Source organism: Cellulosimicrobium sp. GQ32, assembly GCF_059758455.1.
The window spans coordinates 837,482-860,642 of sequence record NZ_JCAXEP010000001.1 but is presented as its reverse complement, the minus strand read 5'-3'; the positions used below and the strand labels follow the sequence as shown (position 1 = coordinate 860,642).

Here is a 23,161-nt window from a genome sequence, read left to right as displayed (position 1 = left end):
GGGGGTGGTCAGGCGTGGACGACGTTCGCGAGGATGCCGTGCTGCGTGAGGCGCGTGCCGATCGCCTGGTCGACCTCGCCGAACGCCTTGTTCGAGCGCGCGACGCCGACGGCGCCGGCCATCGCGCCGTGCCCCGTCGGACGGTCGATGCGGGCCACGAGCTGGTCGCCGTGGAGCATGAAGTCGACCGTGAACACGAGGTGCTGCGCCTTGCCGGCGAACGCGCCGAGCCAGAACGTCTTCTGCTTGCTCCCGCGCTCGGCTGCCCACTGGCCCGTGGGGCGCGTCGTGACGGTGAAGCCCTGCTCCTGGAGCGCGGCGTGCAGGTGCTGCTTGGCGACCTCGGGGTCGCCGGACAGGAAGTAGTCGACCGTGGCCATGGTGGCTCCTCGTTGCGTTCGGTGGCGTGCTGGGACGGGTGTGACCGCTGTGTCGCCGCCGGACGGGCGGACGGCCCTCGGGATGCTACCGCCGTCCGGAGCCGCCTCCCCGATCGTCTTGAGAACCGTTCTCACGTGCCGCTAGGCTGGGCGCACCACCCACCGGAAGGACCTCCCATGGCCGTGCCCAAGCGCAAGCTCTCCCGCTCCAACACCCGCGCCCGCCGCTCGCAGTGGAAGGCGCAGGTGCCCGAGCTCGTGACCGTCGTCGTCGACGGGCGCGAGGTCACCCTCCCGCGCCGGCTCGTCGCGGGCGTGCGCCGCGGCTACGTGACGCTGCCCGAGTGACACCCGGTCGCCGGCCACCGCAATGCGGTGGTCGGCGCGCGGGTCGGTCGGTATCGTCGTTCGCGGAGGCTGCGAGGCGTGACGACCCTCGGCCGGTGGCGACACCGGCGGCGGCTCCCCGCGCGTGACGGCGTACCGACGAGAGGTCGACGAGACGTCGACGAAGGTGTGGTGGCACCGCGACCTAGCCCCCGCCCGCACCTCCAGGGCCTGCCCTTCCCTGGAGGAGTCATGAGACCACCCGCCCCGTCCGCCCCCGCTCGCACCCTGGCCGCCGACGTCGCCGCCGCACCGCCCGGGCACGTGGTGACCTTGAGCGGGCACGTGCACCGCCGTCGCGAGCTGGCGACCGTGTCCTTCCTGGTCCTGCGCGACCGCACCGGACTCGCCCAGGTCGTCCTGCGTCCGCACGAGGTGCCCGCGGAGGGACTGCCGCCGGAGGAGACCGCCGTCCAGGTCACGGGGACGGCCACGGCGAACGCGCAGGCACCCGGCGGCGTCGAGATCACCGCGCCGACGATCACGCTGCTCGGCGCGCCCGCGACGCGCCCGCCGGTCGAGCTGTGGCGCCCCGAGCTCGACGTCGCGCTGCCCACGCTCCTGGACCACGCGGCCGTGACGTGGCGGCACCCGGCCCGGCGGGCCCGCTGGGAGCTCGCCGCCGCGAGCCTGCGCGGGTTCCGTGCCACGCTCGACGCCGCAGGCTTCACCGAGGTCCAGACCCCCAAGCTCGTCGCGTCCGCCACGGAGTCCGGCGCGAGCGTGTTCCCCGTCGACTACTTCGGTCGCACCGCCTACCTCGCCCAGAGCCCGCAGTTCTTCAAGCAGCAGCTGGTCGGCGTGTTCGAGCGCGTGTACGAGGTCGGGCCGGTCTTCCGGGCGGAGCCCCACGACACGGCACGCCACCTCGCGGAGTACGTCTCCCTGGACGTCGAGCTCGGCTTCGTGCGCGACCACCGGGACGTCCTGGCGGTGCTGCGCGACGTGCTCGCCGGCATGGTCGAGGCGCTCCGGGCCGGGGCGGGCGACGCCGTCGAGCGGCTCGGGCCGGCGCTGCCGGTCGTGCCGTCCGAGATCCCCGTGATCCACTTCCGTGACGCGCTCGCCCTCGTGGGTGCGGCGGAGGACGAGCCGGACCTCGCCCCCGAGCACGAGCGGGCCCTCGGCGCGTGGGCGAGGTCGACCCACGGCTCGGACTTCCTCGCGGTCGAGGGCTACCCGATGCGGAAGCGGCCCTTCTACACGCACCCGCAACCTGACGACCCCCGCTGGAGCAACAGCTTCGACCTGCTCTTCCGCGGCCTGGAGCTGGTGACGGGCGGGCAGCGGCTGCACCGCTACGAGGACTACGTCGCCGCGCTGGCGGCGCGGGGCGAGACGGCCGAGCCGTACGCGACCTACCTCGAGGCGTTCGCCCACGGGATGCCCCCGCACGGCGGCTTCGCCATCGGCCTCGAGCGCTGGGTCGCCCGCCTCGTGGAGGCGCCCAACGTCCGTGAGGTCGCGCTCTTCCCCCGGGACCTCCACCGCCTCACCCCGTAGTGCCCGACGGCGCGTGCCACCACGCGCCGTCGGCCCGCCGTGGCAGCATCCTGGGGTGAGCGAGCCGAGCCCCGACCTGACGTCCGGCCCCGTCCCGGGGCGCCGGGAGCGCCGCGAGCAGCCCGGTCGGTCGCGCGCCGACCCGCACGGCCACGCGCACGGGCCGGCGGCGCCGGCGACGCGACGCGTGCGCCTCACGCTCGCGGCGCTCCTCGTCCCGGCGCTGCTCGCGACGCTCGCCGGGCTGGTCGCGTTGTGGCCCGCGTCTGCCGACGTGCCGGACCGCATCCCCGTCGCGGCCGAGGGCAGCACCGTCCTGCGCGCCACCGTCACCGGCCCGATCGACCCGGAGACGGGCGAGGTCCCCGCCCGCCTCGACGCGGGGTCCCGCGCGGGCGGCGAGGACGTGGGCGGCGACGCGATCACGGTCAGCGCGCCGCCCGAGTACGTCGCCTACGGGTTCGACGAGGGCGACCGGCTCCGCGTCCTCTACCTCGCCGAAGCCGTCGGGGCGGGCGTGAGCCCGTACGTGTTCATGGACTTCGAGCGCGGGCTGCCCATCGGGGTCCTCGCGATCGCGTACGCCGTGGTGGTGCTCGCCGTCGCGCGCTGGCGTGGCCTGGCCGCGCTCGCCGGGCTCGCGGGCGCGTTCGTCGTCATCACGTGGTTCACGCTGCCCGCGCTGCTCACGGGGCAGAACGCGCTGGGCGTCGCGCTCGTGACGTCGTCGCTCGTCATGTTCGTCGTGCTGTACGTCGCGCACGGGTTCACCGCTCGCACGTCGACGGCGCTCCTCGGCACGCTCGTCGGGCTCGCCATCACGGCGGTGCTCGGGTGGTGGGGATCGGGCGCGTCGAACATCACGGGGCTCACCTCGGAGGAGTCCCTGTGGATCCCGCAGTACGCGCCCTCGCTCGACATCCAGGGCGTCGTGCTGTGCGGCATCGTCCTCGCGGGCATGGGCGTGCTCAACGACGTGACCATCACCCAGGCGTCGGCGGTGTGGGAGCTGCGGGCGGTCGCGCCCCTCGCGACCCGGCGCGAGCTCTTCGCTCGCGCGATGCGCATCGGGCGCGACCACATCGCCTCGACCGTCTACACGATCGCGTTCGCCTACGTCGGCGCGGCGCTGCCGCTGCTCATGGCGGTCTACCTGTCCGACCAGGGCCTTGCCGCGAGCCTCACCTCGGGCGAGATCGCGGAGGAGGTCGTGCGCACGCTCGTCGGCTCGATCGGCCTCGTCCTCGCGATCCCCGTCACGACGGCCATCGCAGCGCTCACCGTGCCCGGCACCGCGTCGGTGGCGTCCGTCCCCGTGGGTAGGGTCGAGGTCCCCGCGGCGTGACGACGGGGCGTCCCCGCCCGTCCGGGCGGGACGACCTGGACGACGGGAGGACGACGGTGACGGAGACGACGAGCGGCCGGAGCCGCCGAAGGGCGGCGGTGCTGGGGCCGGGAGGGGTCGGCGGGCTGGTCGGCGCGCTGCTCGCGCGGTCCGGGGCCGACGTGACGTTCCTCGCGGGGGAGGCCACGGCGGCGGCCCTGACCGAGCACGGGGTGCACGTGCGCAGCCGCCAGGTGGGCGAGGTCCACGTCCTCGCGCGGGCGGCCACGCGGCTCGACGGGCCGGTCGACGTCGTCCTCGTGGCGGTCAAGCAGACGGCGCTCGACGAGGCGCTCGACCGCGTCCCGCCCGAGGTGCTCGGCGACGGCGTCGTCGTCCCGTTCCTCAACGGGCTCGACCACCTCGACGTGCTGCGCGCGCGGTACGGGGCCGAGCGCGTGCTCCCCGCGACGATCCGCGTCGAGTCGACGCGCGTCGCGCCGGGCGAGATCGAGCACACGAGCGCGTTCACCGACGTCGACCTCGCACCCGGCGGCGTCCCGCCCGAGCGGGTGGAGGCCGTGCGCGCGCTCCTGGACGGGGCCGGCATCTCGACCACGGTCCACCCCGACGAGACGGCGCTGATGTGGGCCAAGCTCGGCTTCCTCGCACCGTTCGCCCTGCTCACGACGACGCACCGCGCCCCGATCGGCGAGGTGCGGACCACGCACCGCGCCGAGCTCGAGGCGCTCGTGCGCGAGGTCGCGGCGGTCGCGGCGGCGAGCGGGGCGCCGTCGGACCCCACGCGCACGCTCGCCTTCTACGACCGCTTCGCGCCCGAGGCCAAGTCGTCGATGCTGCGCGACGCCGAGGCCGGGCGGCCGCTCGAGGTGGACGCCATCGGCGGTGCGATCGTCCGGGCCGCCGACCGCGCGGGCGTGGACGCGCCGCTCACCCGCGCCCTCGTCGCCGGCCTCGGCGGCTGACGGCCGGACGACGCCCCGGGACCGCGCCCGCCGGGACCCTTCACCGGACCGACACGCGACCCCCTGTGGACGCGTCCCCAGGAGCCTCACAGGTTCGCCAGGATGTCCGTCATGAGAGAACCGTGGGTCGACGTCGCGCTGGCGCGGCTGCCCGAGACGCGTTCCTGCCCGGCGTGCGCCGCGACGCTGCGGTCGTCCCGTTGCGACCGGTGCCTGCTCGACCTCACCGGCCCGCTCGCGTTCGAGGTCGCCGCCGCGTCGAGCGACGCGGCCGACGCGCTCTCGCGCCGCCAGGTCGCGCTCGACGCCCTGCGTGCGAGCCAGCCCGCGGCCGCCGCGTGGGCGGCCCGCACGGCCGCCGCGGTGCCGCCCGGCGCGCGCGCGGTCCCCGCCGGCCCTCCGCGGGCGATGCGCCCGCTCGACGCGACCGGCCGCGGTCAGGCGGGCCCGCGCCCGCCCGCCGTCGCGCCGGTGCCCGCGCCCGCGCTCGGGCCACGTCGTCCGGCGCCCGCCCGTCCCTCGGCGCCCGGGTCGCCCGCGACGGCCGGGACGGCGGGCCAGGTCCCGCCCGGCCCCGCGGGGTCGCGCGGCGTCGTCGTGCCGGGCGCGGCACCGTCGCGCTCCGTAGGCCTCCAGCCGGTCCTCGCCGGGGCGGGGGCGGGGCTCCTCGCCGTCGCGACGGTGGTCTTCGTCTTCTTCACCTTCGCCGACGACCTCGCCCTGCGCGCCCTCGTGACCGGGGTCGTCACGGTGCTCACCGTCGGGGCCGCAGTGCTCCTGCGGTCGCGCGGCCTGCGCTCGTCCGCCGAGGCGGTCGCGGCGCTCGCCGTCGTGCTCGCGGTCGTGGACGTCGAGCTCGCGCTCAGCGCGTGGGGACTCGGCGCCGTCGGCGCCGCGGCGGCGCGCGCGTCGCTGCTGGCCGCGGTCGTCGCGGGCCTCGGCGTGGTCGGGGACCGGGCGCGGGTCCGCGCCTGGGTGACGAGCGCCGTCGTCCTCGGGCCGCTCGTCCCGCTCGTCGCGGCGCCCGCCGCAGGGGCGCCCTGGGGCTGGGCGGTCGCCCTCCTCGCGACGGCGTGCCTCACGGCCCTCGCCGCGCCCGTCGCGGCGCGCTCCGGCACGCGGGTGGGCAGCACCCTGCGGGGCGAGCAGGCGCTGCTCGGCGTCGTGCGGACGGTCGCGGTGCCCCTCGCCGTGGTCGTCGGGCTCACAGTCGCCGCCCCACCGGGCCTCCCGACCGGCTCCGGAGCCGCCCTCGTCGCGCTCGGCGCGGCGCTCGCGGCGACGCTCCTGCGCGTGGCAACCCGCGAGCGGCGCTGGTACGCGGTCGGCGGTGCGTCGGCCGTCCTCGCGGGGGCGCTGCTCGGGACCGGGGGCGACGTCGCATGGCTGGGCCTGGTCCCCGCGCTCGCCGCCGTCACGTGGCTCCTCGTCCTCGTGCTGACCTCGCCGCGCGTGGTGTCCGGGGCGCTCGGCTCGCCGGTCCCGGCCGCCGGGCGGTCGGACGCGCTCCTCGGCGGCGCGCTCGTCGCCCTCGTCGGGGCGGGGCCCGCGCTGGCCGTCGCGGGGGTGCGCGCGGCCGAGGTCCTCGTGACCGGCACCGCCGGGACCGCCGCGACGCTCGACGACGTGCCGCTCGGCGTCGGCGTCCTGTCCGCCGGGCTGTGGGGCGAGGGCGTCCGCGGCGGCACCCCCGGTGCGGCGCTGCTCGACGGGACGCTCGTCGGCCTGCTGTCCGCGCTGGTCGTCCTCCTCGTCGCCGCCCGGCTCTCGCTGCGCACGGCGGTCCCCGTGACCTTCCCGCGCCTCGCCGGGGCGCGCCGGCTGGGCGCCGCGCCGGTCGTGCGGACCGGGCGCGCGCTCGGCCCGTGGGTGCTGCTCGCGCTCGTCGTCGCGCTCGTGCTGGACCCGCGGCTCGCGGGCGTCACCTCCCTCGCGCTGCTCGCGCTGCTCGCCGCGCTGCTCGTCGTCGCGACCGCCCGCCCCGTCGCGACCGGTGCGCCCGGGGGCGGCGCCGCGCCGGGCGCGCTCGTCCGGGCGGTCCGGCGCGCTCTCGGTCGTGCCCTGCGCCCGGCCGCCCGGCGGCTCCCGGGCCCGCGCGCGGCGGTCCGGCACGGCGTCGTCCCCGTCGGACGGGCCGAGGCGCGCGTCTGGTACGCGGCCGCCGTCGCCGGCACGATCGTCTCCGTCCTGCTCCTCGTGGCAGGGTCCTGGGTCACGCGCCCGACCGCGACGGCCGGGGCGGTGATTGTCGGCGGGCTCCTGCTCGCGGCCCGTGCCACCGTGCCCCGGGGCCTGCACGCCCCGCTCGTCGGCACCGCCTACGGGTACGCGCTCCTCGTGCTGGGCGTCACCCTCGCGTGGAGCGGGGCCGGAACGGTCGCCGTCCTGTGCGTGGTCTCCGGGGTCGCCTCGCTCGCCGCGCTCGCGGTGACGCTCGTCCCGCGCGTCGACCGGGACTCGTGGTGGGCCGTGCTCGGCGTGACCGCCGTACCGTTCGGGCTCGGCGTCCTCACGGTCGTCGACGAGCGCAGCTGGTGGTCCGTCGCCGCGTGCGTCGCGATGCTCGCGCTGGAGGTCGTGCTCGTCGGCTCGCGGCGCCCCGGGTCGGTCACCGCGCTGCGCGTCCTCGCCGCCGCGCTCGTCCTGCCGACGGCGGCCGTCGCCGTGGTGAGCGCGGGCGCCCTCGTCCTGCCGGGCAGCGGGTCGCCCGTCGTGCTGCCGATCGTCGCGCTCCTCGTAGCGACCGCGCTCGCCGCGGCCCGCCCGGTCACGGCCCGGATCCACCTGGCCGCCGGGCGCGTCGCCGTGGAGGCGAGCGCCGCGCTCACGGGGGCGATCGCCGTCGGGCTCGCGTTCGGGCGCCCTGCCGCCGGGCCCACGGTCGCGGTCGCGGTGCTGCTCCTGCTCGCCGTCGGCGCGGGGCTCGCTGCGCGGGACCGGGACCGGCGCGCGGAGTGGTGGCTCGCCGCCGCCCTGGGGACCGCCGCGCTGTGGACGGCGCTCGCCGCCGCGGACGTCGGCCTCGTCGAGGCGTACACCGCGCCGCCCGCGCTCGCCGCCCTCGTCACGGGGGCGCTGCTCGCCCGGCGGTCGCGCCGCTGGTGGGAGCTCGCGAGCGCCGGCCTGGTGCTGCTCGTCGTGCCAGCCGTGCTCGCCCTGGGCGCGGCACCCGGGGCCGGCGACGTGCGCGCGCCGCTCCTCGTCGCGGCCGGGGCCGTGGCCGTCCTCGCCGCGGTCGTGCTGGGTCGCGGGGCGGGAGAGGGCGCGTGGCGCCGCGCCGCGGCCCTGCGGCTCGCGGGCGCCGGGGTGCTCGCCGCGACCGGCGGGACCGTCGAGTCGCTCCACGTGGCGCACGCGTACGGCGGCGGCGCGGTGTTCGCGCTCGGGTTCGCCTGGGCGCTCGCCGCGGGCGGGGTCGCGCTCGGGGCGGGCCTCGTCGGGGCCGGGCTGGCTCCGCGGGGCAGGGGCGCCGCCGTCGCGCGGCGCTGGGCCGTGGCGCCCGCCGCCGCCCTCGTGGTGATCGGGACCGTCGCCAACGTCCGGCCGGTGTGGGGCGTCATCGCGTCGGTGTGGATCGTCGAGGTGGCCCTGCTCGCGCTCCTCGTGGTCGGGGTGCGGCGCGCGGTCCGCGGCCGGCTCGACCTCCCGCCCGCCTGGTTCACGTGGTCGCTCGCGCTCGTCGCCGCGATCGGCGCGTGGTGGCCGCGCGAGCTGCGCGTCGAGGTCTTCTCGCTCCCGCTCGGCGCGGGCCTGCTCGTCGCCGGGTACCTCGCGCTCGCGGCCGGCACGGCGACGGTGCCCGGCGCGGTGGGCGGCGACCCCGGTGCCGTGGCCGGTCCGGGCGGCCCGGGTCGCGGCCACACCACCCCGGCCCCGGGCGCAGCCCCGGTGCGCACGGCGCCGACCGTCGCCGGGTGGCCCGTCGGGTTCGTCGGGTCGTGGCGGACGCTCGCCCCGGGCCTCCTCGCGCTGCTGGGCCCGTCGGTCCTCGCGACGTACACCGACGCGCGCACGTGGCGCGCCGTCCTGGTCATCGTGCTCGCGCTGGCCGCGGTGCTCGTCGGGACGCGCACGCACCTCGCGGCGCCGTTCCTGCTGGGCGTCGCGGTGCTGCCGGTCGAGATCCTCGTCGTGTTCGTGTCCCAGCTGGGCACGCGCATCTCCGCGGGGCCCTGGATGCTCACGCTCGCCGCGGCGGGCGGGCTGCTGCTCATCATCGCGACGTACTACGAGCGCCGGATCGCCGCGTACGACGGCGCCGCGGCCTACGTGCGCGACCTGCGCTGACACCGCCCACGCCCAGGGTCCGCACGGCCCGGCCGTCGTCGTCGGCTCGACAGCGGGGCGACGGTCGTGCCCGGCGGCGAACCGAGTCGTTCCTCGACGCGGGGCGCCGCGTCAGACGCTGCGGCGCTGCTGCTCGATGAGGGGGCGCAGGCGGTAGGGGATGAGCTCGCCCATCGACAGCGAGGTCTCCGTGCGCTCGACGCCGTCGATCGCGAGGATCGCGGCGTCGATGCGGAACAGGTGGTCGGTGTCGCGGCACGCGACGGTGACGCGCAGGTCGGCCGTCCCGCTGCGCCCGAACGCCTGCACGACCTCGGGGATGCGCGCCACGTCGTCGACGATCCGGGCGAGCTCCTTCTGGCGTACCTGGACCTCGACGAACGCCGTGAGCGGGTGCCCGAGCACGTGCGGGTCGATGCGCCGGTCGAGCTCGAGGAACGCGCCCTCGGCCTCGAGCCGGGCGAGGCGCGCCGCCACGGTGTTGCGCGAGAGCCGGAGGCGGTCGGCGAGCGCGACGATCGTCGCCCGCGGGTCGTCGGCGAGGGCGAGCAGGAGGTCGAGGTCGACAGCGTCGGCGCTGTGCATGGTGCTCACCCTAACCGAGTGACGGCGGTCACAGTGCACAGCGTGTCGGACGTCGGTGGAGCCATGTGCGCGGCAGGGGTTACGTTCGCCCTACCTCGGTCCTCGACGGAGAGGACCGGCTCCCCGAGGTGAGGTGGCGACGATGCCCAGCGAACCTGCGGTGCGGACCGGACCGACGGCGGCGACCCCGCCGAAGGCGCAGAACGGTCACCGGGCGGCAACCCCGCGCGACGCACGAGCAGACCGGAAGAACGTGGCGCACGACGTGCGCAAGGACGGGCGTGCCGACGTGCGCGCGGACCTGCCGCGGCAGGATCCGGGGGACGGCGCGTCGACGCCGACCCTGCGCGTGCTGACCGAGGACGGCACACGCCTCGCGGACCCCGAGCTCGACCGGTGGCTCGCCGACCTCGACCCCGCGGCGCACGACGACGCCGCGCGCGAGACCGCCCGGGCGACGCTCCTGCGACTCCTCGAGGACATGGTCGTGGCGCGGCGCATCGACGCCGAGGCGACGGCCCTCCAGCGTCAGGGCGAGCTCGCGCTGTGGCCCCCGCTGCTCGGCCAGGAGGCCGCCCAGGTCGGCTCGGCGCGCGCGCTGCGCGACGACGACTTCGTCTTCTCCTCCTACCGCGAGCACGCGGTCGCGCGCGTGCGGGGCGCCGAGCTCGTGGACCTCGTGCGCGTGTGGCGCGGCGTCGCGGTCTCCGGGTGGGACCCGTACGCGATCGGGATGGCGTCGCCGCAGGTCATCATCGGTGCGCAGACGCTCCACGCGACGGGCTGGGCGATGGGCGTGCAGAACGACGTCGACGCCGGCCGGGTCGACGCGTCCGCCGGGCTGCCGGTGGGCGTCGCGTACTTCGGCGACGGCGCGATGAGCCAGGGCGACGTGAACGAGGCGTTCGTCTTCGCGTCCACGTACCGCTCGCCGGTCGTCTTCTTCTGCCAGAACAACCAGTGGGCCATCTCCGAGCCGGTCGCGCTCCAGTCGCGCGTCCCGCTCGCCGAGCGCGCCCGCGGGTTCGGCCTGCCCGGCGTTAGGGTGGACGGCAACGACGTGCTCGCCGTGCTCGCCGTGACGCGCGCGGCGCTCGACCGCGCACGCCACGACGGCGGCCCGACGCTCATCGAGGCCGTCACCTACCGCATGGGCCCGCACACCACGGCCGACGACCCCAAGCGGTACCGCGACGCGGCCGAGGTCGAGGAGTGGACCGGGCGCGACCCGCTCGCGCGGTTCGAGGCGTACCTGCGCTCCGTCGGAGTGCTCGACGACGCGGAGGCGGCCCGGGTGCGGGGCGTCGCCGACGCCGCGGCGGCCGAGCTGCGCGCCGGGTGCGTCGCGCTCACCGACCCGCCGCCGCTCTCGCTCTTCGACCACGTCTACGCCGAGCCGCACCACGCGCTCGAGCGCGAGCGCGCGGAGTACGCGCACTACCTCGCCGGGTTCGGCGACGACGACGCCACGGCCGGGGACGACGGCGCCGGTGGGCCGCGCGCCACGGGCGACCGGGCGGCGTCGGGCACCGGGACGACCGCGACGGGGGTGGCGCGATGAGCACCCTCACCGTCGCGAAGGCGCTCGGCGCCGGCCTGCACCGCGCGATGACCGACGACGACCGCGTGGTCGTCATGGGCGAGGACGTCGGCCGCCTCGGCGGCGTCTACCGCGTGACGGACGGGCTCCAGGCGGAGTTCGGGCCGCGGCGCGTGCTCGACACCCCGCTCGCGGAGTCCGGGATCATCGGGACGGCCGTCGGGCTCGCGTACCGCGGGTACCGGCCGGTGTGCGAGATCCAGTTCGACGGCTTCGTGTTCGTCGCGTTCGACCAGATCCTGTCGCAGCTCGCCAAGATGCACGCGCGCACCGGCGGGAAGGTGCGCCTGCCCATCACGATCCGCATCCCCGTCGGCGGCGGGATCGGTGCGGCCGAGCACCACTCCGAGTCGCCCGAGGCGCTGTTCGCGCACACGGCCGGGCTGCGCGTGGTGTCGGTCGCGAACCCCCAGGACGCGTACACCGTGCTGCGCCAGGCGGTCGCGTGCGACGACCCCGTGATCTTCTTCGAGCCCAAGCGCCGGTACCACCTCAAGGGTGAGGTCGACCTCGATCCCGTCGACCCGCTGCCGATGGACCGGGCCCGCGTCGTGCGCGAGGGCCACGACGTCACCCTCGTCACGTGGGGCGGCCTCGTCGGGACCGCGCTCGACGCTGCCGTCGCCGCGTCCGACGACGGTGTGTCCGTCGAGGTGATCGACCTGCGGTCGCTCTCGCCGATCGACCACGACACCGTCGCGGCGTCGGTCCGCAAGACGGGGCGCGTCGTCGTGACGCACGAGGCGCCGCGGCAGGCCGGGCTCGGCGCGGAGATCGCCGCGACCGTGACCGACCGCTGCTTCGAGTACCTCGAGGCCGCGCCCGTGCGCGTCACGGGCCACGGCATGCCGTACCCGCCCGCCAAGCTCGAGGGCCACTACCTGCCGGACCTCGACCGCATCCTCGACGGCGTCGACCGAGTGCTGGGGCGGGTCGAGCCGTTCGTGCCGCGCGTGGTGCCCGACGCCGGTTCGCCCGGCGTGGTCGGCAGCCACGCCGGGACGGTCCGCACCGCCGAGGCGGTGGCCCGATGATGACGATGCGCGAGTTCCGCCTCCCCGACCTCGGGGAGGGCCTCACCGAGTCCGACATCGTGAGCTGGCACGTCCACGCGGGCGACCACGTCGAGCTCAACCAGGTCATCGCCGAGGTCGAGACCGCCAAGGCCCTCGTCGACCTCCCGTCCCCGTACGCCGGCGTCATCGCGTCGCTGCACGCGGAGGAGGGCCAGACCGTCACGGTCGGCGACCCCTTGGTGACGTTCGAGATCGACGACGACACCCCCGCCCCGCCGAGCGCCGAACCCGGGGTCGCGGGGCAGCCGGAGCCCACGGTTGCGTCGAACCCCGGGCTCGGCGACGAGCGGGTCCCCGGAGAGCCCGGTGTCGCGGACGAGCCCGAGCCGAACCTCGTCGGGTACGGTGCTCGCCCGGACCGCGTCGGACGCCCCACGCGTCGGCCCCGCCGGTCCGCAGGCGGTGCCGAACCTGGGGTTCCGCGCCACGACGCGCCCGCAGTGGCCGCAAACCCCGAGCTCGGCAGCGAGCCCACGACCAGCAACACCGGGTTCGACGCGGCGACGTCGACCGGCGCTCGTGGTCGCACCGTCCGTGGCGAGCGGCCGCGGTCGACCCCGCCGGTGCGGGCGCTCGCGAAGAAGCTCGGCGTGCGCATCGACCGCGTGGAAGGTTCGGGCGCGGACGGCCTCATCACGCGCGAGGACGTCCTCGCGGCGGTGAGCTGCCACCGCGACGTCGTCCGGCAGCCGCGCGACGCGCACGGCGCCCACCCCGATCCGGTCGGGACGACGGCCGCTCCGGTGACTCCCACGGCCGAGACACGAGACACGGCCTTCACGGGCACCGATCCGGGGGCCACGTCCCCCTCCTCGCCGACCGGCGGCGGCAGCGCGGGCATCGACGCGCGGGCCCGGCTCGAGCCCGAGGTCGTGCCGGTGCGCGGGGTGCGCAAGCACACCGCGGCGGCGATGGTGTCGAGCGCGTTCACCGCGCCGCACGCGACGGTGTTCCTCACGGTCGACGTGACGCGCAGCGTCGAGCTCCTGGAGCGGCTGCGCACGCACCGCCTCGCGCGCGGCGCGCGGATCACCGTGCTGGCGCTCGCGGCCCGTGCGCTGTGCCTCGCGCTGCCACGTCACCCTGCGCTCAACAGCGCGTGGCACGACCTCCCGGACGGCTCCGCGGAGATCGTGCGGCACCGCCGCGTGCACCTGGGCATCGCGGTCGCGACGGACCGGGGGCTGGTCGTGCCGCACGTGCCCGACGCGCAGGACCTCGACCTGCCCGACCTCGCGGCCGCGCTCACCGACCTCACGGTCACGGCGCGCGACGGCCGGACGACGCCCGAGCGCCTCACCGGCGGGACGATCTCCATCACCAACGTCGGGGTGTTCGGCGTCGACGCGGGGACGCCGATCCTCGTGCCGGGCGAGGCGGCGATCCTCGGCCTGGGGGCGGTGCGTCGTCGGCCCTGGGAGCACGACGGCGAGGTCGCGCTGCGCGACGTCGTCACCCTGAGCCTGTCGTTCGACCACCGCGTGGTCGACGGCGAGCAGGGCGCGCGCTTCCTCGCGGACCTCGGCGCGCTGCTCGAGGACCCGGCGCTCGCGCTCCTCGCGGGCGGCTCCGCCACCCGCGGCGTTCTGGCCACCCGCGGCGGTCCGCCGTCCGGTCGAACCGGGGGTTCCGCGTCACCCGAACCCGGACGTGACGCGCAGGCCCGGGTTCGGCAGGGAGGGGTGACCGGATGACCGCCCTGACGAGCGCCGTCCAGCCCGGGTCGGACGCGGCCCGGGCGAACGACGCCGCGCAGCGGGCGCTCGCCGACGAGCTGCGCGAGCGCACGGCGGACGTCGCGCGCGGGGGGCCGGCGTCGGCGCGCGACCGGCACGTCGCGCGCGGCAAGCTGCTGCCCCGCGACCGCGTCGACCGCCTGCTCGACGAGGGCAGCCCGTTCCTGGAGATCGCGCCGCTCGCCGGGTACGGCGTGGACGACGGCGCGTGGCCGGCCGCGGGGGTCGTCGCCGGGATCGGGGTGGTGAGCGGGCGGCAGGTCATGGTCGTGTGCAACGACGCGACCGTGAAGGGCGGCACGTACCACCCGCTCACGGTGAAGAAGCACCTGCGGGCGCAGGAGATCGCGCTCGAGAACCGCCTGCCGTGCGTCTACCTCGTCGACTCGGGCGGCGCGTTCCTGCCGCGGCAGGCCGAGGTGTTCCCGGACCGCGACCACTTCGGCCGGATCTTCTACCACCAGGCGCGCCTCTCGGCGGCGGGGATCCCGCAGATCTCCGCGGTGCTCGGGTCGTGCACGGCGGGCGGCGCCTACGTGCCCGCGATGAGCGACGAGACGGTCATCGTGCGCGGGCAGGGCACGATCTTCCTCGGCGGGCCGCCGCTCGTGAAGGCGGCGATCGGGGAGGTCGTCACGGCCGAGGAGCTCGGCGGCGGCGAGCTGCACGCGCGCCGCAGCGGCGTCGTCGACCACCTGGCCGACGACGACGAGGACGCGCTCGACACCGTGCGCCGCATCGTCGCGACGCTCCCGCCCGACCCCGCACCCGTGTGGGACGTCGCGGCGAGCCTGCCGCCCGCCGTCGGGCACGACGACGCCCGCGCGCCTGGGCAGGAAACGGCAGGCCGGTCCGGCGAAGGTTTGTACAGCGCCGTCCCGACCGATGTACAAGCTCCGTACGACCCGCGCGAGATCATCGCGCGGGTCGTCGACGGCAGCCGGTTCGCCGAGTTCAAGCGCGAGTACGGCGACACGCTCGTCACCGGGTTCGCGCGGATCCACGGGCATCCGGTGGGCATCCTCGCGAACCAGGGCGTGCTGTTCGGGGCGTCGGCGCTCAAGGGGGCGCACTTCATCGAGCTGTGCGACCAGCGGGGGATCCCGCTGCTGTTCCTCCAGAACATCTCCGGGTTCATGGTCGGCACCGACGCCGAGGCCGGCGGGATCGCGAAGGACGGCGCCAAGATGGTCACGGCCGTCGCGACGACGCGCGTCCCCAAGCTCACCGTGATCGTCGGCGGGTCGTTCGGCGCGGGCAACTACTCGATGTGCGGGCGCGCGTACTCGCCGCGGTTCCTGTGGTCGTGGCCCGCGAGCCGCATCTCCGTCATGGGCGGTCCGCAGGCCGCGTCCGTGCTCTCGACCGTCAAGCGCGACCAGCTCGCCGCGCGCGGCGAGAGGTGGGACCCCGACGAGGAGGCCGCGTTCTCCGCCGGCATCCGCGCCGACTACGACGAGCACGGCAGCCCCTACTACGCGACCGCGCGCCTGTGGGACGACGGCGTGATCGACCCCGCCGACACGCGCCGCGTGCTCGGCCTCGCCCTCGGCGTGTGCGCGCGCACGCCCCTCGCCGAGACCTGGACCGGTGACCGGTTCGGCCTCTTCCGGATGTGAGCCGATGACCTCCGACACCCCCCACGACGCGACCTGCTTCCGCACGGTCCTCGTCGCCAACCGCGGCGAGATCGCGTGCCGCGTGATCGGGACGCTGCGACGCCTCGGCGTGCGGTCCGTCGCCGTCTACTCCGACGCCGACGCCGGTGCACGCCACGTGCGCGAGGCCGACGTCGCGGTCCGGCTCGGTCCCGCGCCCGCCGCCCAGAGCTACCTGGACGTCGACGCCGTCGTGGCGGCGGCCGTCGCGACCGGCGCCGAGGCGGTCCACCCGGGCTACGGCTTCCTCTCCGAGAACCCGGCGCTCGCCCGCGCGTGCGAGCGCGCCGGGATCGCGTTCGTCGGGCCGGGGGTGGATGCGCTCGAGGCGATGGCTGACAAGCTCGCGGCCAAGCGCATCGTCGGAGCGCGGGGCGTGCCGGTCGTGCCGGGAGCGGGTGAGCCCGGGATGTCCGACGACGACCTGGTCGCCGCCGCGGGCGCCGTCGGTTACCCGCTGCTCGTCAAGCCGTCCGCCGGGGGCGGGGGCAAGGGCATGGTCGTCGTGCGCGCCGAGGCCGACCTGCCGGGCGCGCTCGCGTCCGCGCGCCGGGTCGCCGCGTCGTCGTTCGGCGACGACACGCTCCTGCTCGAGCGGCTCGTCGAGGCGCCGCGCCACATCGAGGTGCAGGTGCTGGCCGACACGCACGGGACCGTGGTCCACCTCGGCGAGCGCGAGTGCTCGCTCCAGCGCCGGCACCAGAAGGTCGTCGAGGAAGCGCCGTCACCGCTCCTCACTCCCGCCCAGCGCGCCCGGATGGGCGAGGCCGCGTGCGAGGTCGCGCGGTCGGTCGGCTACGTCGGCGCCGGGACGGTCGAGTTCCTCGTCCCCGCCGGGAGCCCCGACGAGTTCTTCTTCATCGAGATGAACACGCGCCTCCAGGTCGAGCACCCCGTCACCGAGATGATCACCGGCCTCGACCTGGTCGAGCTCCAGCTCCGCGTCGCGTCCGGCGCGCCGCTCGGGATCGCGCAGGACGACGTCGTGCTCCGCGGCCACGCCGTCGAGGCGCGTCTCTACGCCGAGTCGCCCGAGCGCGGGTTCCTTCCCGCGACCGGGAACGTCCTCGTTCACGACGACGGCGGGGTCCCCTCCGGGCCCGACGCCGCGCCGCTGCGCCTCGACTCCGGGATCTCCGCCGGCGCCGTGGTGGGTGGGCACTACGACCCCATGCTCGCGAAGGCCGTCGCGTGGGGATCGACGCGCGAGGTTGCCGTGGACCGGCTCGACGGGCTGCTCGCGCGGACGGTCGTGCTGGGGGTCGAGACGAACACGGCGTTCCTGCGGTCTCTGCTGGCGGACGGTGACGTGCGGGCGGGGCGGCTCGACACGGGGCTGATCGACCGGCTCGTGGCGTCGGGGTCTGGGTCTGGGTCAGGTTCGGGGTCTGTGGCCGGGTCCGGCGAGGGGCCGGGGGGTGCGCGCGCCGTCTACCATCCGCGCCCTCGTTCCTCGGGCGCTCCCGCCAGACCCAGCCACGACGGCGCGCACACCCCCCGCCCCCTCACCTCGGAGGTCGGCTCGACCGCCGAGCACGAGGGTGCGTATACCCCCCGCCCCCTCACCTCGGAGGTCGGTTCGCCTTCCGGCCACGACGGTGCGCATATCCCTCGTCCGGTCACCTCGGAGGTCGGCTCGCCTTCCGGCCACGACGGCGCGCATATCCCTCGTCCGGTCACCTCGGAGGTCGGCTCCTCGGCCGACGGCGTCGCGCGGGTCGATCTCGTGGCTGCGGCGTTGTTCGTCGCCATCTCGGGTGCTGCCGAACCTGGGGTCGTCGACAGGTTCGCTGACGGTTCGCGCGACGACACCGGGGTCGGCGGGGCGGGGGGAGCCGGTGACGACGACCCGTGGCGGGTGCGCGACGGGTGGCGGCTCAACGGTCCCGCTGCCGCGCGGCGGGTCGTGCTCGTCGGTGCCGCCGGGGGAGCGCACGAGGTGCGGGTCTCCGGGGTGGCGGGGGACGTCGTCGTGCATGTCCCTGCACGGCACGACGACGCGTGGGAGTCCGCGGGTGCACCATCGCACCTGGTGCGGGCGGCGCTCGAGCGCGACCACGGGGCCGACGGCGCGTGGTGGCTCACCGTGGACGGCGTCCGGGAGCGGGTGCGGCTCGCGCTCGACGTACCGTCCGCTGGCGGTGAGCCCGCGACGGTGTGGGTGTGGCGCGACGGGCGGACCGTCGCCCTGGCCGCCCCGGACCGGGAGCAGCGCGCCGCTCGGGCGCGGGACGAGCGGCGTCGGGCCAGGGGGGACGCGCCCGGAACGGCGGACCCCGAGGTGCGCGCCGCGATGCCCGGCACGGTCGTGACCGCGGTCGCGGACGGCGATCCCGTCACCGCCGGGGACGTCCTCGTCACGGTCGAGGCCATGAAGATGGAGCACCCGCTCCTCGCCCCGCATGACGGTGTCGCCGACGTGCGCGTGCGCCCCGGCGACCTCGTGCGCCGGGACCAGGTGGTCGCCGTCGTCCACCCCCACGACTCCGGCGCGGCACAACCCGCCGCCCCGGTCCCGCAACCCGACACCCAGGGAGCATCATGATCGAGGCCGACGTCCTGCTCGACGACGAGCAGCGCAAGCTCAGCCAGGTGGTGCGCGACTTCGCGGACAGCGTCGTCGCGCCCGCCGCCTACCGCTACGACACGGAACGCCGCCTGCCGATGGAGATCATCGCGCAGATGGGGGAGCTGGGGCTGTTCGGCCTGCCGTTCCCGCGCGAGATCGGTGGGCAGGGCAAGGACTACGTGTCGCTGTGCCTCGCCGTGGAGGCGCTCGCGCGCGTCGACCAGTCCATCGCGGTGACGCTCGAGGCCGGGGTCGGGCTGGGGATCGTGCCGATCTACCGGCACGGGTCGCGCGAGCAGCAGGAGCGCTGGCTGCCGGACCTGCTCGCCGGCAGGGTGCTCGCGGCGTTCGGGCTCACGGAGGCCGACGCCGGCTCCGACGCGGGCGGCACGCGCACCACCGCGCGGCTCGACGACGACGAGTGGGTGATCGACGGCTCCAAGCAGTTCATCACCAACTCGGGAACACCGATCACGAGCCTCGTGACGATCACCGCCGTCACGGGCGAGCACGTCAGCCCGGACGGCGAGGTGCGCAAGGAGCTGTCGAGCATCATCGTCCCTGCAGGGACACCCGGGCTCGAGGTGGGGCCGTCGTACGACAAGGTCGGGTGGCACACGTCCGACACGCACCCCCTCACGCTGACCGATGTCCGCGTGCCCGCCGGGAACCTGCTCGGCGAGCGCGGCCGCGGCTACGCGAACTTCCTGCGCGCGCTCGACGAGGGGCGCATCGCCTTCGCCGCGCTCGCGACCGGCGCCGCGCAGGGCTGCCTCGAGGAGGCGCTGCGGTACGCGAAGGAACGGGTCGTGTTCGGGCGGTCGATCGGAGAGAACCAGCACGTCGCGTTCACGCTCGCGCGCATGCAGGCCCGCGTCCACACGGCCCGGCTCGCATGGCTCGATGCCGCGCACAAGCTCGTCGCGGGCAAGCCGTTCAAGGCGGAGGCGTCGGTCGCGAAGCTCGTGGGCGGTGAGGCCGCGATGGCGAACGCGCGCGACGCGTCGCAGATCTTCGGCGGCTACGGCTTCCTCAACGAGAACCCCGTCGCACGGCACTACCGCGACGCCAAGGTCCTCGAGGTCGGCGAGGGCACGACCGAGGTGCAGCTGATGATCATCGCGAGGAGCCTGGGCTTGGAAGCGTGACAGGCCCCGCGCCGAACACGACATGAAGGACGTCATCGGGCGTTTTCCGTCCTTCATGTCGTGCTCGACTGCGGGTGGGGTCGTGGTCGGCGGGCGCCGCCGGTACGGGGCGTCCCCAGGACGAGGGAGGAGCAGCATGCGCGAGGTGGTCCAGCGGGGCCTGTACTACGACGAGCTCGAGACGGGTGTGGTGTACCGCCACCGGCCCGGCCGCACGCTCACGGAGGCGGACGACGTCGTCTTCTCCACGCTCACGATGAACCACCAGGCGCTGCACCTCGACGCCGCGTGGGCCGCGACCCAGCCGTTCGGGCAGCGGCTCGTCAACTCGATGATGACGCTGTCCACGCTGGTGGGGCTGTCGGTCGGGCAGGTGACGCAGGGCACGATCGTCGCGAACCTCGGGTTCCGCGAGGTCGAGTTCCCCGAACCGCTGTTCCACGGCGACACGCTCTACGCGGAGACGGAGGTCGTCGAGAAGCGCCTGTCGGCGTCGCGCCCGGGTCAGGGCGTCGTGACGCTCGAGCACCGCGGCGTCAACCAGGACGGCGTCCTCGTCGCGCGCGCCGTCCGCACCGCGCTCTTCTGGACCCGCGCCGCCCACGAGGCGGCGTCCGGGGCAGGGCCCGACGGCGACCCGTCGCCCCAGCCCGCGGTCGACCCCGGCGTGGTGGGTCACCCCGCACCTGCCGAACCCGGGGTTGCCGGGCAGGTCGAGTCCGACGTACCCACCAGGCCCGGGTTCGGCGCCGACGGGGAGGACCCGCACCACGAGCCCGTCCTCAAGCGTGGCGACGAGGAGAGCGCATGGTGAGCGACGTCGCCGGGTTCGGGTTCGGGCCGGCGCTGCTGTTCTGCCCCGGTGACCGGCCGGACCGGTTCGCCAAGGCCGCCGACCGCGCCGACGCCGTCATCCTCGACCTCGAGGACGCGGTCGCCGCGACGGCGAAGGACGCCGCCCGGCGCGCCGTCGTCGAGGCGTCCGCGACGCTCGACCCGGCGCGGACGGTGGTGCGGGTCAACGCCGTCGGGACGCCCGAGCACGCGCTCGACGTGGCGGCGCTCGCGGACACCCGCCTGCGGACGGTCATGGTCGCGAAGTCGGGCCCGGAGCTGCTCGGCTCGCTCGCGGCGCTCGCGACCACCCTGCCGGGCGTGCGCGTCCTCGCGCTCTGCGAGACGGCGGCCGGCGTGCTCGCGGCGCCGGAGCTCGCCCGGCGGCCCGAGGTCGTCGCGCTCATGTGGGGCGCGGAGGACCTCGTCGCGTCGCTCGGCGGCACGGCGAGCCGACGCCCGGACGGGTCGTACCGCGACGTCGCCCGGCACGCGCGGTCCGCGGTGCTGCTCGCCGCCGGGGCGGCGGGAAAGGCCGCGATCGACGCGGTGCACGTGGACGTCGGCGACCTCGAGGGGCTCCGGGCCGAGGCCGAGGACGCGGCCGCGTCGGGGTTCGCCGCGACCGCGTGCATCCACCCGAGTCACGTGCCCGTGATCCGCGCCGCGTACGCGCCCACGCCGGAGCAGGTGGCGGCCGCGCGCGCCCTGCTCGACGCGGCGGCCGCCAACCCCGGCGGACCGGACGCGGTCTTCGCGCACGACGGCCGCATGGTCGACGGCCCCGTGCTGCGGCACGCGGAGGCGGTCCTGCGCCGGGCGGGCACCTGACCGGTCGCACGATGGGGACCGGTCCCCATGCCAGGTCGGTGCGGCGCGTCGGGGATGCCGCATAGCCTCTCCCCGTGACCGACGCGAACGCCCAGGACCCGCAGCACCAGCACTGGACCGAGGGCTTCCCGCACCTCGCCGACCGGGCCGCGACCCTGCTCGGCGTCGACGTCGCGACGGTCGCGCGCCACAACAAGGTGGTCCCGGGCGGCTTCCACGTGTGGACCCCGGGTCGCGGCGGTGCGCAGGCGATCGTCGGGTTCGACGGGTCGGCGTACGTGCGGGAGTCGTGCTTCACGCAGGCCCAGATGGTCGAGGCGTTCCACGCCGGTCACCGCAACGACGCGAACGCCGCGACCCTCCCTGTCAACCACGCCGCGTCCGCGGTGGCCTCGATGGTCGCGATCCTGCGCGGCGGCCAGGCGCTGCCCGCGACGCCCACCGGCCCGAGCGAGGCGGAGCTCGCCGAGCTCGTCGGCAGCGGCTTCGAGCAGACCACGCCGGACGAGATCGCCGAGCGGCTGCGCGCCCGGGGCAAGGGCGCGTTCGTCGTCGTCGGCGTCGACCGCGCGCACGGCCCGGGCCACTGGTACGTCGCCTTCTTCGACGGCGAGGACGTGCTCGCGCTCGACCCGATCGCCAACGGGCGCACCGCCTGGCCGCCGCCCGCCGCGGACGCGGTGCGCTGGTGGGCGGACGGCAGGCCGACGACCGCGCCCGCACGGGTCGTGCTCGACGCCCGGTCGGCGACGGGTCGCCGCGTGTGGACGGAGACGACGCCGTTCCTCGCCCCGACCGCGCAGTCGTTCCTCGACTGGGTCGCGACCCTCCCCGCGGAGAAGGTCGTCACGGGCTACCAGGTCTGGCACGGGTTCTGGTGGGTCGTGCTGGCGGAGTCGGGCGACGACCTGCGCGTCGCCGTCACGGACCTCACGAAGGACGGCATCTCGACGCTCACGTGGGACGTGGACCCGATGCTCGACACCTACCGGCAGCAGCGCGAGATGGTCGCGTTCTGCAAGGTCGGCTCGAAGAGCACGCGCTTCACGGAGACCGTGCTCGTCTACAACGACGTGTACGACGCGCCGGAGATGTACGTCGAGCGCACCCGCCCGGCGGGCGACGGCGCGTCGGGGTGGGTCGTGAAGTCGATCGCCGCGCAGCCCCGCGGCGGGCTGCTCCCGGTGCCCGCGCACGAGCTGTACCGTCGGGCGCCGCACCTCGTGCGGTACCTCTCGCTCCCCGAGGGCTTCCGGGCGGTGTGGGCGAAGAACCGGACGAACCAGATCTGGAACCCGGACGGCGAGCTGGTCTGGGACGCCGACGCGCGGGACGCGGAGAAGGCGGCGGAGGCGGCGGAGGCGGGCGAGGCCTCGGCGAGCGCGCCCGGGGTGGGAGCTCCGACGTCAGGCACGCCCCGCCCGCGCGGCAGCATCGCCTACGAGGCGGCGCGCGACGCGCTCGACGACCGCGCCGTGAGCCGCGAGCGGGCGCTGGCCGCCGCGCACGGGCTGCGCGACGCGTTCGTCCGCAACGAGCACGTGATCGGCCTGCTGCCGGGCGACGCGGAGCAGGTGCTCGTCGACACGTACCGCCGGGCCGACGCGGGCGGGGCCGACGCGGTGTCGCGCGAGGCGGCGACGTCCTGGGTGCGCGAGGCGTACTTCCGCCGCCTGCCGCTCGCCGCGGAGGCTGCCGAGCGGGTCGACCGGCTCGCGGAGGACGACCCCGACGGCGAGGCGCACGTGCTGCGCGGGTGGATGCGCTACAACGGCTACGGGTTCGGCCAGGACGCCGTGGCGGCCGTCGCCGACCACGAGGAGGCGGCGCGGCGGGGGAACGCCGACGCGCTCTTCGAGCTGTCCGTCCTCACCGCGACCGGCCAGGGTGCGCCGGTGGACGAGGCGCGCTCGCGCGCGCTCCTCGAGCAGGCCGCCGACGCGGGCCACCCCCGCGCGCTCTACAACCTCGCGGCCGAGCACGCGACGGGTCGCGGTCGTCCGCGGGACTCCGCACGCGCCCTGGAGCTCTACCTCGCGGCGGGCGACCGGGGCAACGGCCGCGCGGCGTTCACCGCGGGCGTCATGATGCTCACCGGGGACGGGTCCCTGCCCGACCCGGCCCGCGCGGGCAGGGCGTTCGCGCTCGCCGAGGACCTGGGGTTCGACGTGCGCGACGCCGCTGCGCAGTTCCCCCCGCAGCTCGCCGAGCAGGTCGTCGGGGCGCTCTCCGCGGGCTGACCGGACAAAAGACGCGC

General features: G+C 76.2%; 15 protein-coding genes and 1 pseudogene. 14 read left to right on the top strand and 2 right to left on the bottom strand.

What is annotated here, in order from left to right:
* Window positions 1–8: 8 nt before the first annotated feature.
* Window positions 9–380: a hypothetical protein gene (locus tag AC6CH9_RS03645; protein WP_074804764.1), complete on the bottom strand. Its 372-nt coding sequence runs from the start codon at window positions 378–380 to the stop codon at window positions 9–11.
* 177 nt (window positions 381–557) lie between these two features.
* Between AC6CH9_RS03645 and rpmF the strand changes: the two genes are divergently transcribed.
* The 5 genes from rpmF to AC6CH9_RS03620 all read left to right on the top strand — a co-directional run bounded on the left by rpmF (window position 558) and on the right by AC6CH9_RS03620 (window position 8,867).
* A complete protein-coding gene (rpmF, locus tag AC6CH9_RS03640; protein WP_154797174.1) occupies window positions 558–728 on the top strand; it encodes a 50S ribosomal protein L32 in 171 nt (56 codons plus the stop codon).
* Window positions 729–959: 231 nt separating this feature from the next.
* Window positions 960–2,270, top strand: coding sequence for an aspartate--tRNA(Asn) ligase (aspS, locus tag AC6CH9_RS03635; protein ID WP_498153693.1), 1,311 nt, complete (start codon window positions 960–962; stop codon window positions 2,268–2,270).
* A gap of 55 nt (window positions 2,271–2,325) precedes the next feature.
* Window positions 2,326–3,615, top strand: coding sequence for a YibE/F family protein (locus AC6CH9_RS03630; RefSeq protein WP_498153692.1), 1,290 nt, complete (start codon window positions 2,326–2,328; stop codon window positions 3,613–3,615).
* 56 nt (window positions 3,616–3,671) lie between these two features.
* Window positions 3,672–4,580: a ketopantoate reductase family protein gene (locus AC6CH9_RS03625; RefSeq protein WP_498153691.1), complete on the top strand. Its 909-nt coding sequence runs from the start codon at window positions 3,672–3,674 to the stop codon at window positions 4,578–4,580.
* A 111-nt stretch (window positions 4,581–4,691) separates the two neighbouring features.
* The gene (locus AC6CH9_RS03620) at window positions 4,692–8,867 is read left to right on the top strand and encodes an SCO7613 C-terminal domain-containing membrane protein (RefSeq protein ID WP_498153690.1); all 4,176 of its coding nucleotides are present in this window, start codon (window positions 4,692–4,694) and stop codon (window positions 8,865–8,867) included.
* A 111-nt stretch (window positions 8,868–8,978) separates the two neighbouring features.
* On the opposite strand, the gene AC6CH9_RS03615 is transcribed toward AC6CH9_RS03620, so the two are convergent.
* Entirely contained in the window at window positions 8,979–9,452 is a 474-nt protein-coding gene (locus tag AC6CH9_RS03615; RefSeq protein WP_498153689.1) for an Lrp/AsnC family transcriptional regulator, read from the bottom strand.
* A 142-nt stretch (window positions 9,453–9,594) separates the two neighbouring features.
* On the opposite strand from AC6CH9_RS03615, the gene AC6CH9_RS03610 reads away from it, so the two are divergent.
* The 9 genes and pseudogenes from AC6CH9_RS03610 to AC6CH9_RS03570 all read left to right on the top strand — a co-directional run bounded on the left by AC6CH9_RS03610 (window position 9,595) and on the right by AC6CH9_RS03570 (window position 23,144).
* Complete coding sequence (locus AC6CH9_RS03610; protein WP_498153688.1) at window positions 9,595–11,013, top strand: thiamine pyrophosphate-dependent dehydrogenase E1 component subunit alpha; 1,419 nt, start codon at window positions 9,595–9,597, stop codon at window positions 11,011–11,013.
* Complete coding sequence (locus AC6CH9_RS03605) at window positions 11,010–12,086, top strand: alpha-ketoacid dehydrogenase subunit beta (protein ID WP_498153687.1); 1,077 nt, start codon at window positions 11,010–11,012, stop codon at window positions 12,084–12,086. The genes AC6CH9_RS03610 and AC6CH9_RS03605 overlap by 4 nt, the downstream gene beginning before the upstream one ends.
* Complete coding sequence (locus AC6CH9_RS03600; RefSeq protein WP_498153686.1) at window positions 12,083–13,822, top strand: dihydrolipoamide acetyltransferase family protein; 1,740 nt, start codon at window positions 12,083–12,085, stop codon at window positions 13,820–13,822. The genes AC6CH9_RS03605 and AC6CH9_RS03600 overlap by 4 nt, the downstream gene beginning before the upstream one ends.
* Window positions 13,819–15,483, top strand: coding sequence for a carboxyl transferase domain-containing protein (locus AC6CH9_RS03595; protein ID WP_498153685.1), 1,665 nt, complete (start codon window positions 13,819–13,821; stop codon window positions 15,481–15,483). The genes AC6CH9_RS03600 and AC6CH9_RS03595 overlap by 4 nt, the downstream gene beginning before the upstream one ends.
* Before the next feature lie 4 nt (window positions 15,484–15,487).
* A complete protein-coding gene (locus AC6CH9_RS03590; RefSeq protein WP_498153684.1) occupies window positions 15,488–18,067 on the top strand; it encodes an acetyl/propionyl/methylcrotonyl-CoA carboxylase subunit alpha in 2,580 nt (859 codons plus the stop codon).
* Window positions 18,064–19,239, top strand: a complete 1,176-nt coding sequence (locus tag AC6CH9_RS03585; protein ID WP_498153683.1) for an acyl-CoA dehydrogenase family protein — start codon at window positions 18,064–18,066, stop codon at window positions 19,237–19,239. The genes AC6CH9_RS03590 and AC6CH9_RS03585 overlap by 4 nt, the downstream gene beginning before the upstream one ends.
* A 136-nt stretch (window positions 19,240–19,375) precedes the next feature.
* Window positions 19,376–19,858 (top strand): annotated as a pseudogene (locus tag AC6CH9_RS03580) (MaoC family dehydratase); the annotation flags it as partial.
* Between the two features lie 188 nt (window positions 19,859–20,046).
* Window positions 20,047–20,904 carry an HpcH/HpaI aldolase/citrate lyase family protein gene (locus AC6CH9_RS03575; protein ID WP_498153682.1) on the top strand — a complete coding sequence of 286 codons (858 nt, stop codon included), beginning with the start codon at window positions 20,047–20,049 and terminating at the stop codon, window positions 20,902–20,904.
* A gap of 74 nt (window positions 20,905–20,978) precedes the next feature.
* Entirely contained in the window at window positions 20,979–23,144 is a 2,166-nt protein-coding gene (locus tag AC6CH9_RS03570) for a tetratricopeptide repeat protein (RefSeq protein ID WP_498153681.1), read from the top strand.
* The last annotated feature ends 17 nt before the right edge of the window (window positions 23,145–23,161 follow it).

Coding starts and splice junctions, on each gene's coding strand:
- AC6CH9_RS03595 (WP_498153685.1), top strand. CDS start 13,819: ATGACCGCCCTGACGAGCGCCGTCCAGCCCGGGTCGGACGCGGCCCGG.
- AC6CH9_RS03600 (WP_498153686.1), top strand. CDS start 12,083: ATGATGACGATGCGCGAGTTCCGCCTCCCCGACCTCGGGGAGGGCCTC.
- AC6CH9_RS03645 (WP_074804764.1), bottom strand. CDS start 380: ATGGCCACGGTCGACTACTTCCTGTCCGGCGACCCCGAGGTCGCCAAG.
- rpmF (WP_154797174.1), top strand. CDS start 558: ATGGCCGTGCCCAAGCGCAAGCTCTCCCGCTCCAACACCCGCGCCCGC.
- AC6CH9_RS03605 (WP_498153687.1), top strand. CDS start 11,010: ATGAGCACCCTCACCGTCGCGAAGGCGCTCGGCGCCGGCCTGCACCGC.
- AC6CH9_RS03590 (WP_498153684.1), top strand. CDS start 15,488: ATGACCTCCGACACCCCCCACGACGCGACCTGCTTCCGCACGGTCCTC.
- AC6CH9_RS03585 (WP_498153683.1), top strand. CDS start 18,064: ATGATCGAGGCCGACGTCCTGCTCGACGACGAGCAGCGCAAGCTCAGC.
- AC6CH9_RS03575 (WP_498153682.1), top strand. CDS start 20,047: ATGGTGAGCGACGTCGCCGGGTTCGGGTTCGGGCCGGCGCTGCTGTTC.
- AC6CH9_RS03620 (WP_498153690.1), top strand. CDS start 4,692: ATGAGAGAACCGTGGGTCGACGTCGCGCTGGCGCGGCTGCCCGAGACG.
- AC6CH9_RS03610 (WP_498153688.1), top strand. CDS start 9,595: ATGCCCAGCGAACCTGCGGTGCGGACCGGACCGACGGCGGCGACCCCG.
- aspS (WP_498153693.1), top strand. CDS start 960: ATGAGACCACCCGCCCCGTCCGCCCCCGCTCGCACCCTGGCCGCCGAC.
- AC6CH9_RS03615 (WP_498153689.1), bottom strand. CDS start 9,452: ATGCACAGCGCCGACGCTGTCGACCTCGACCTCCTGCTCGCCCTCGCC.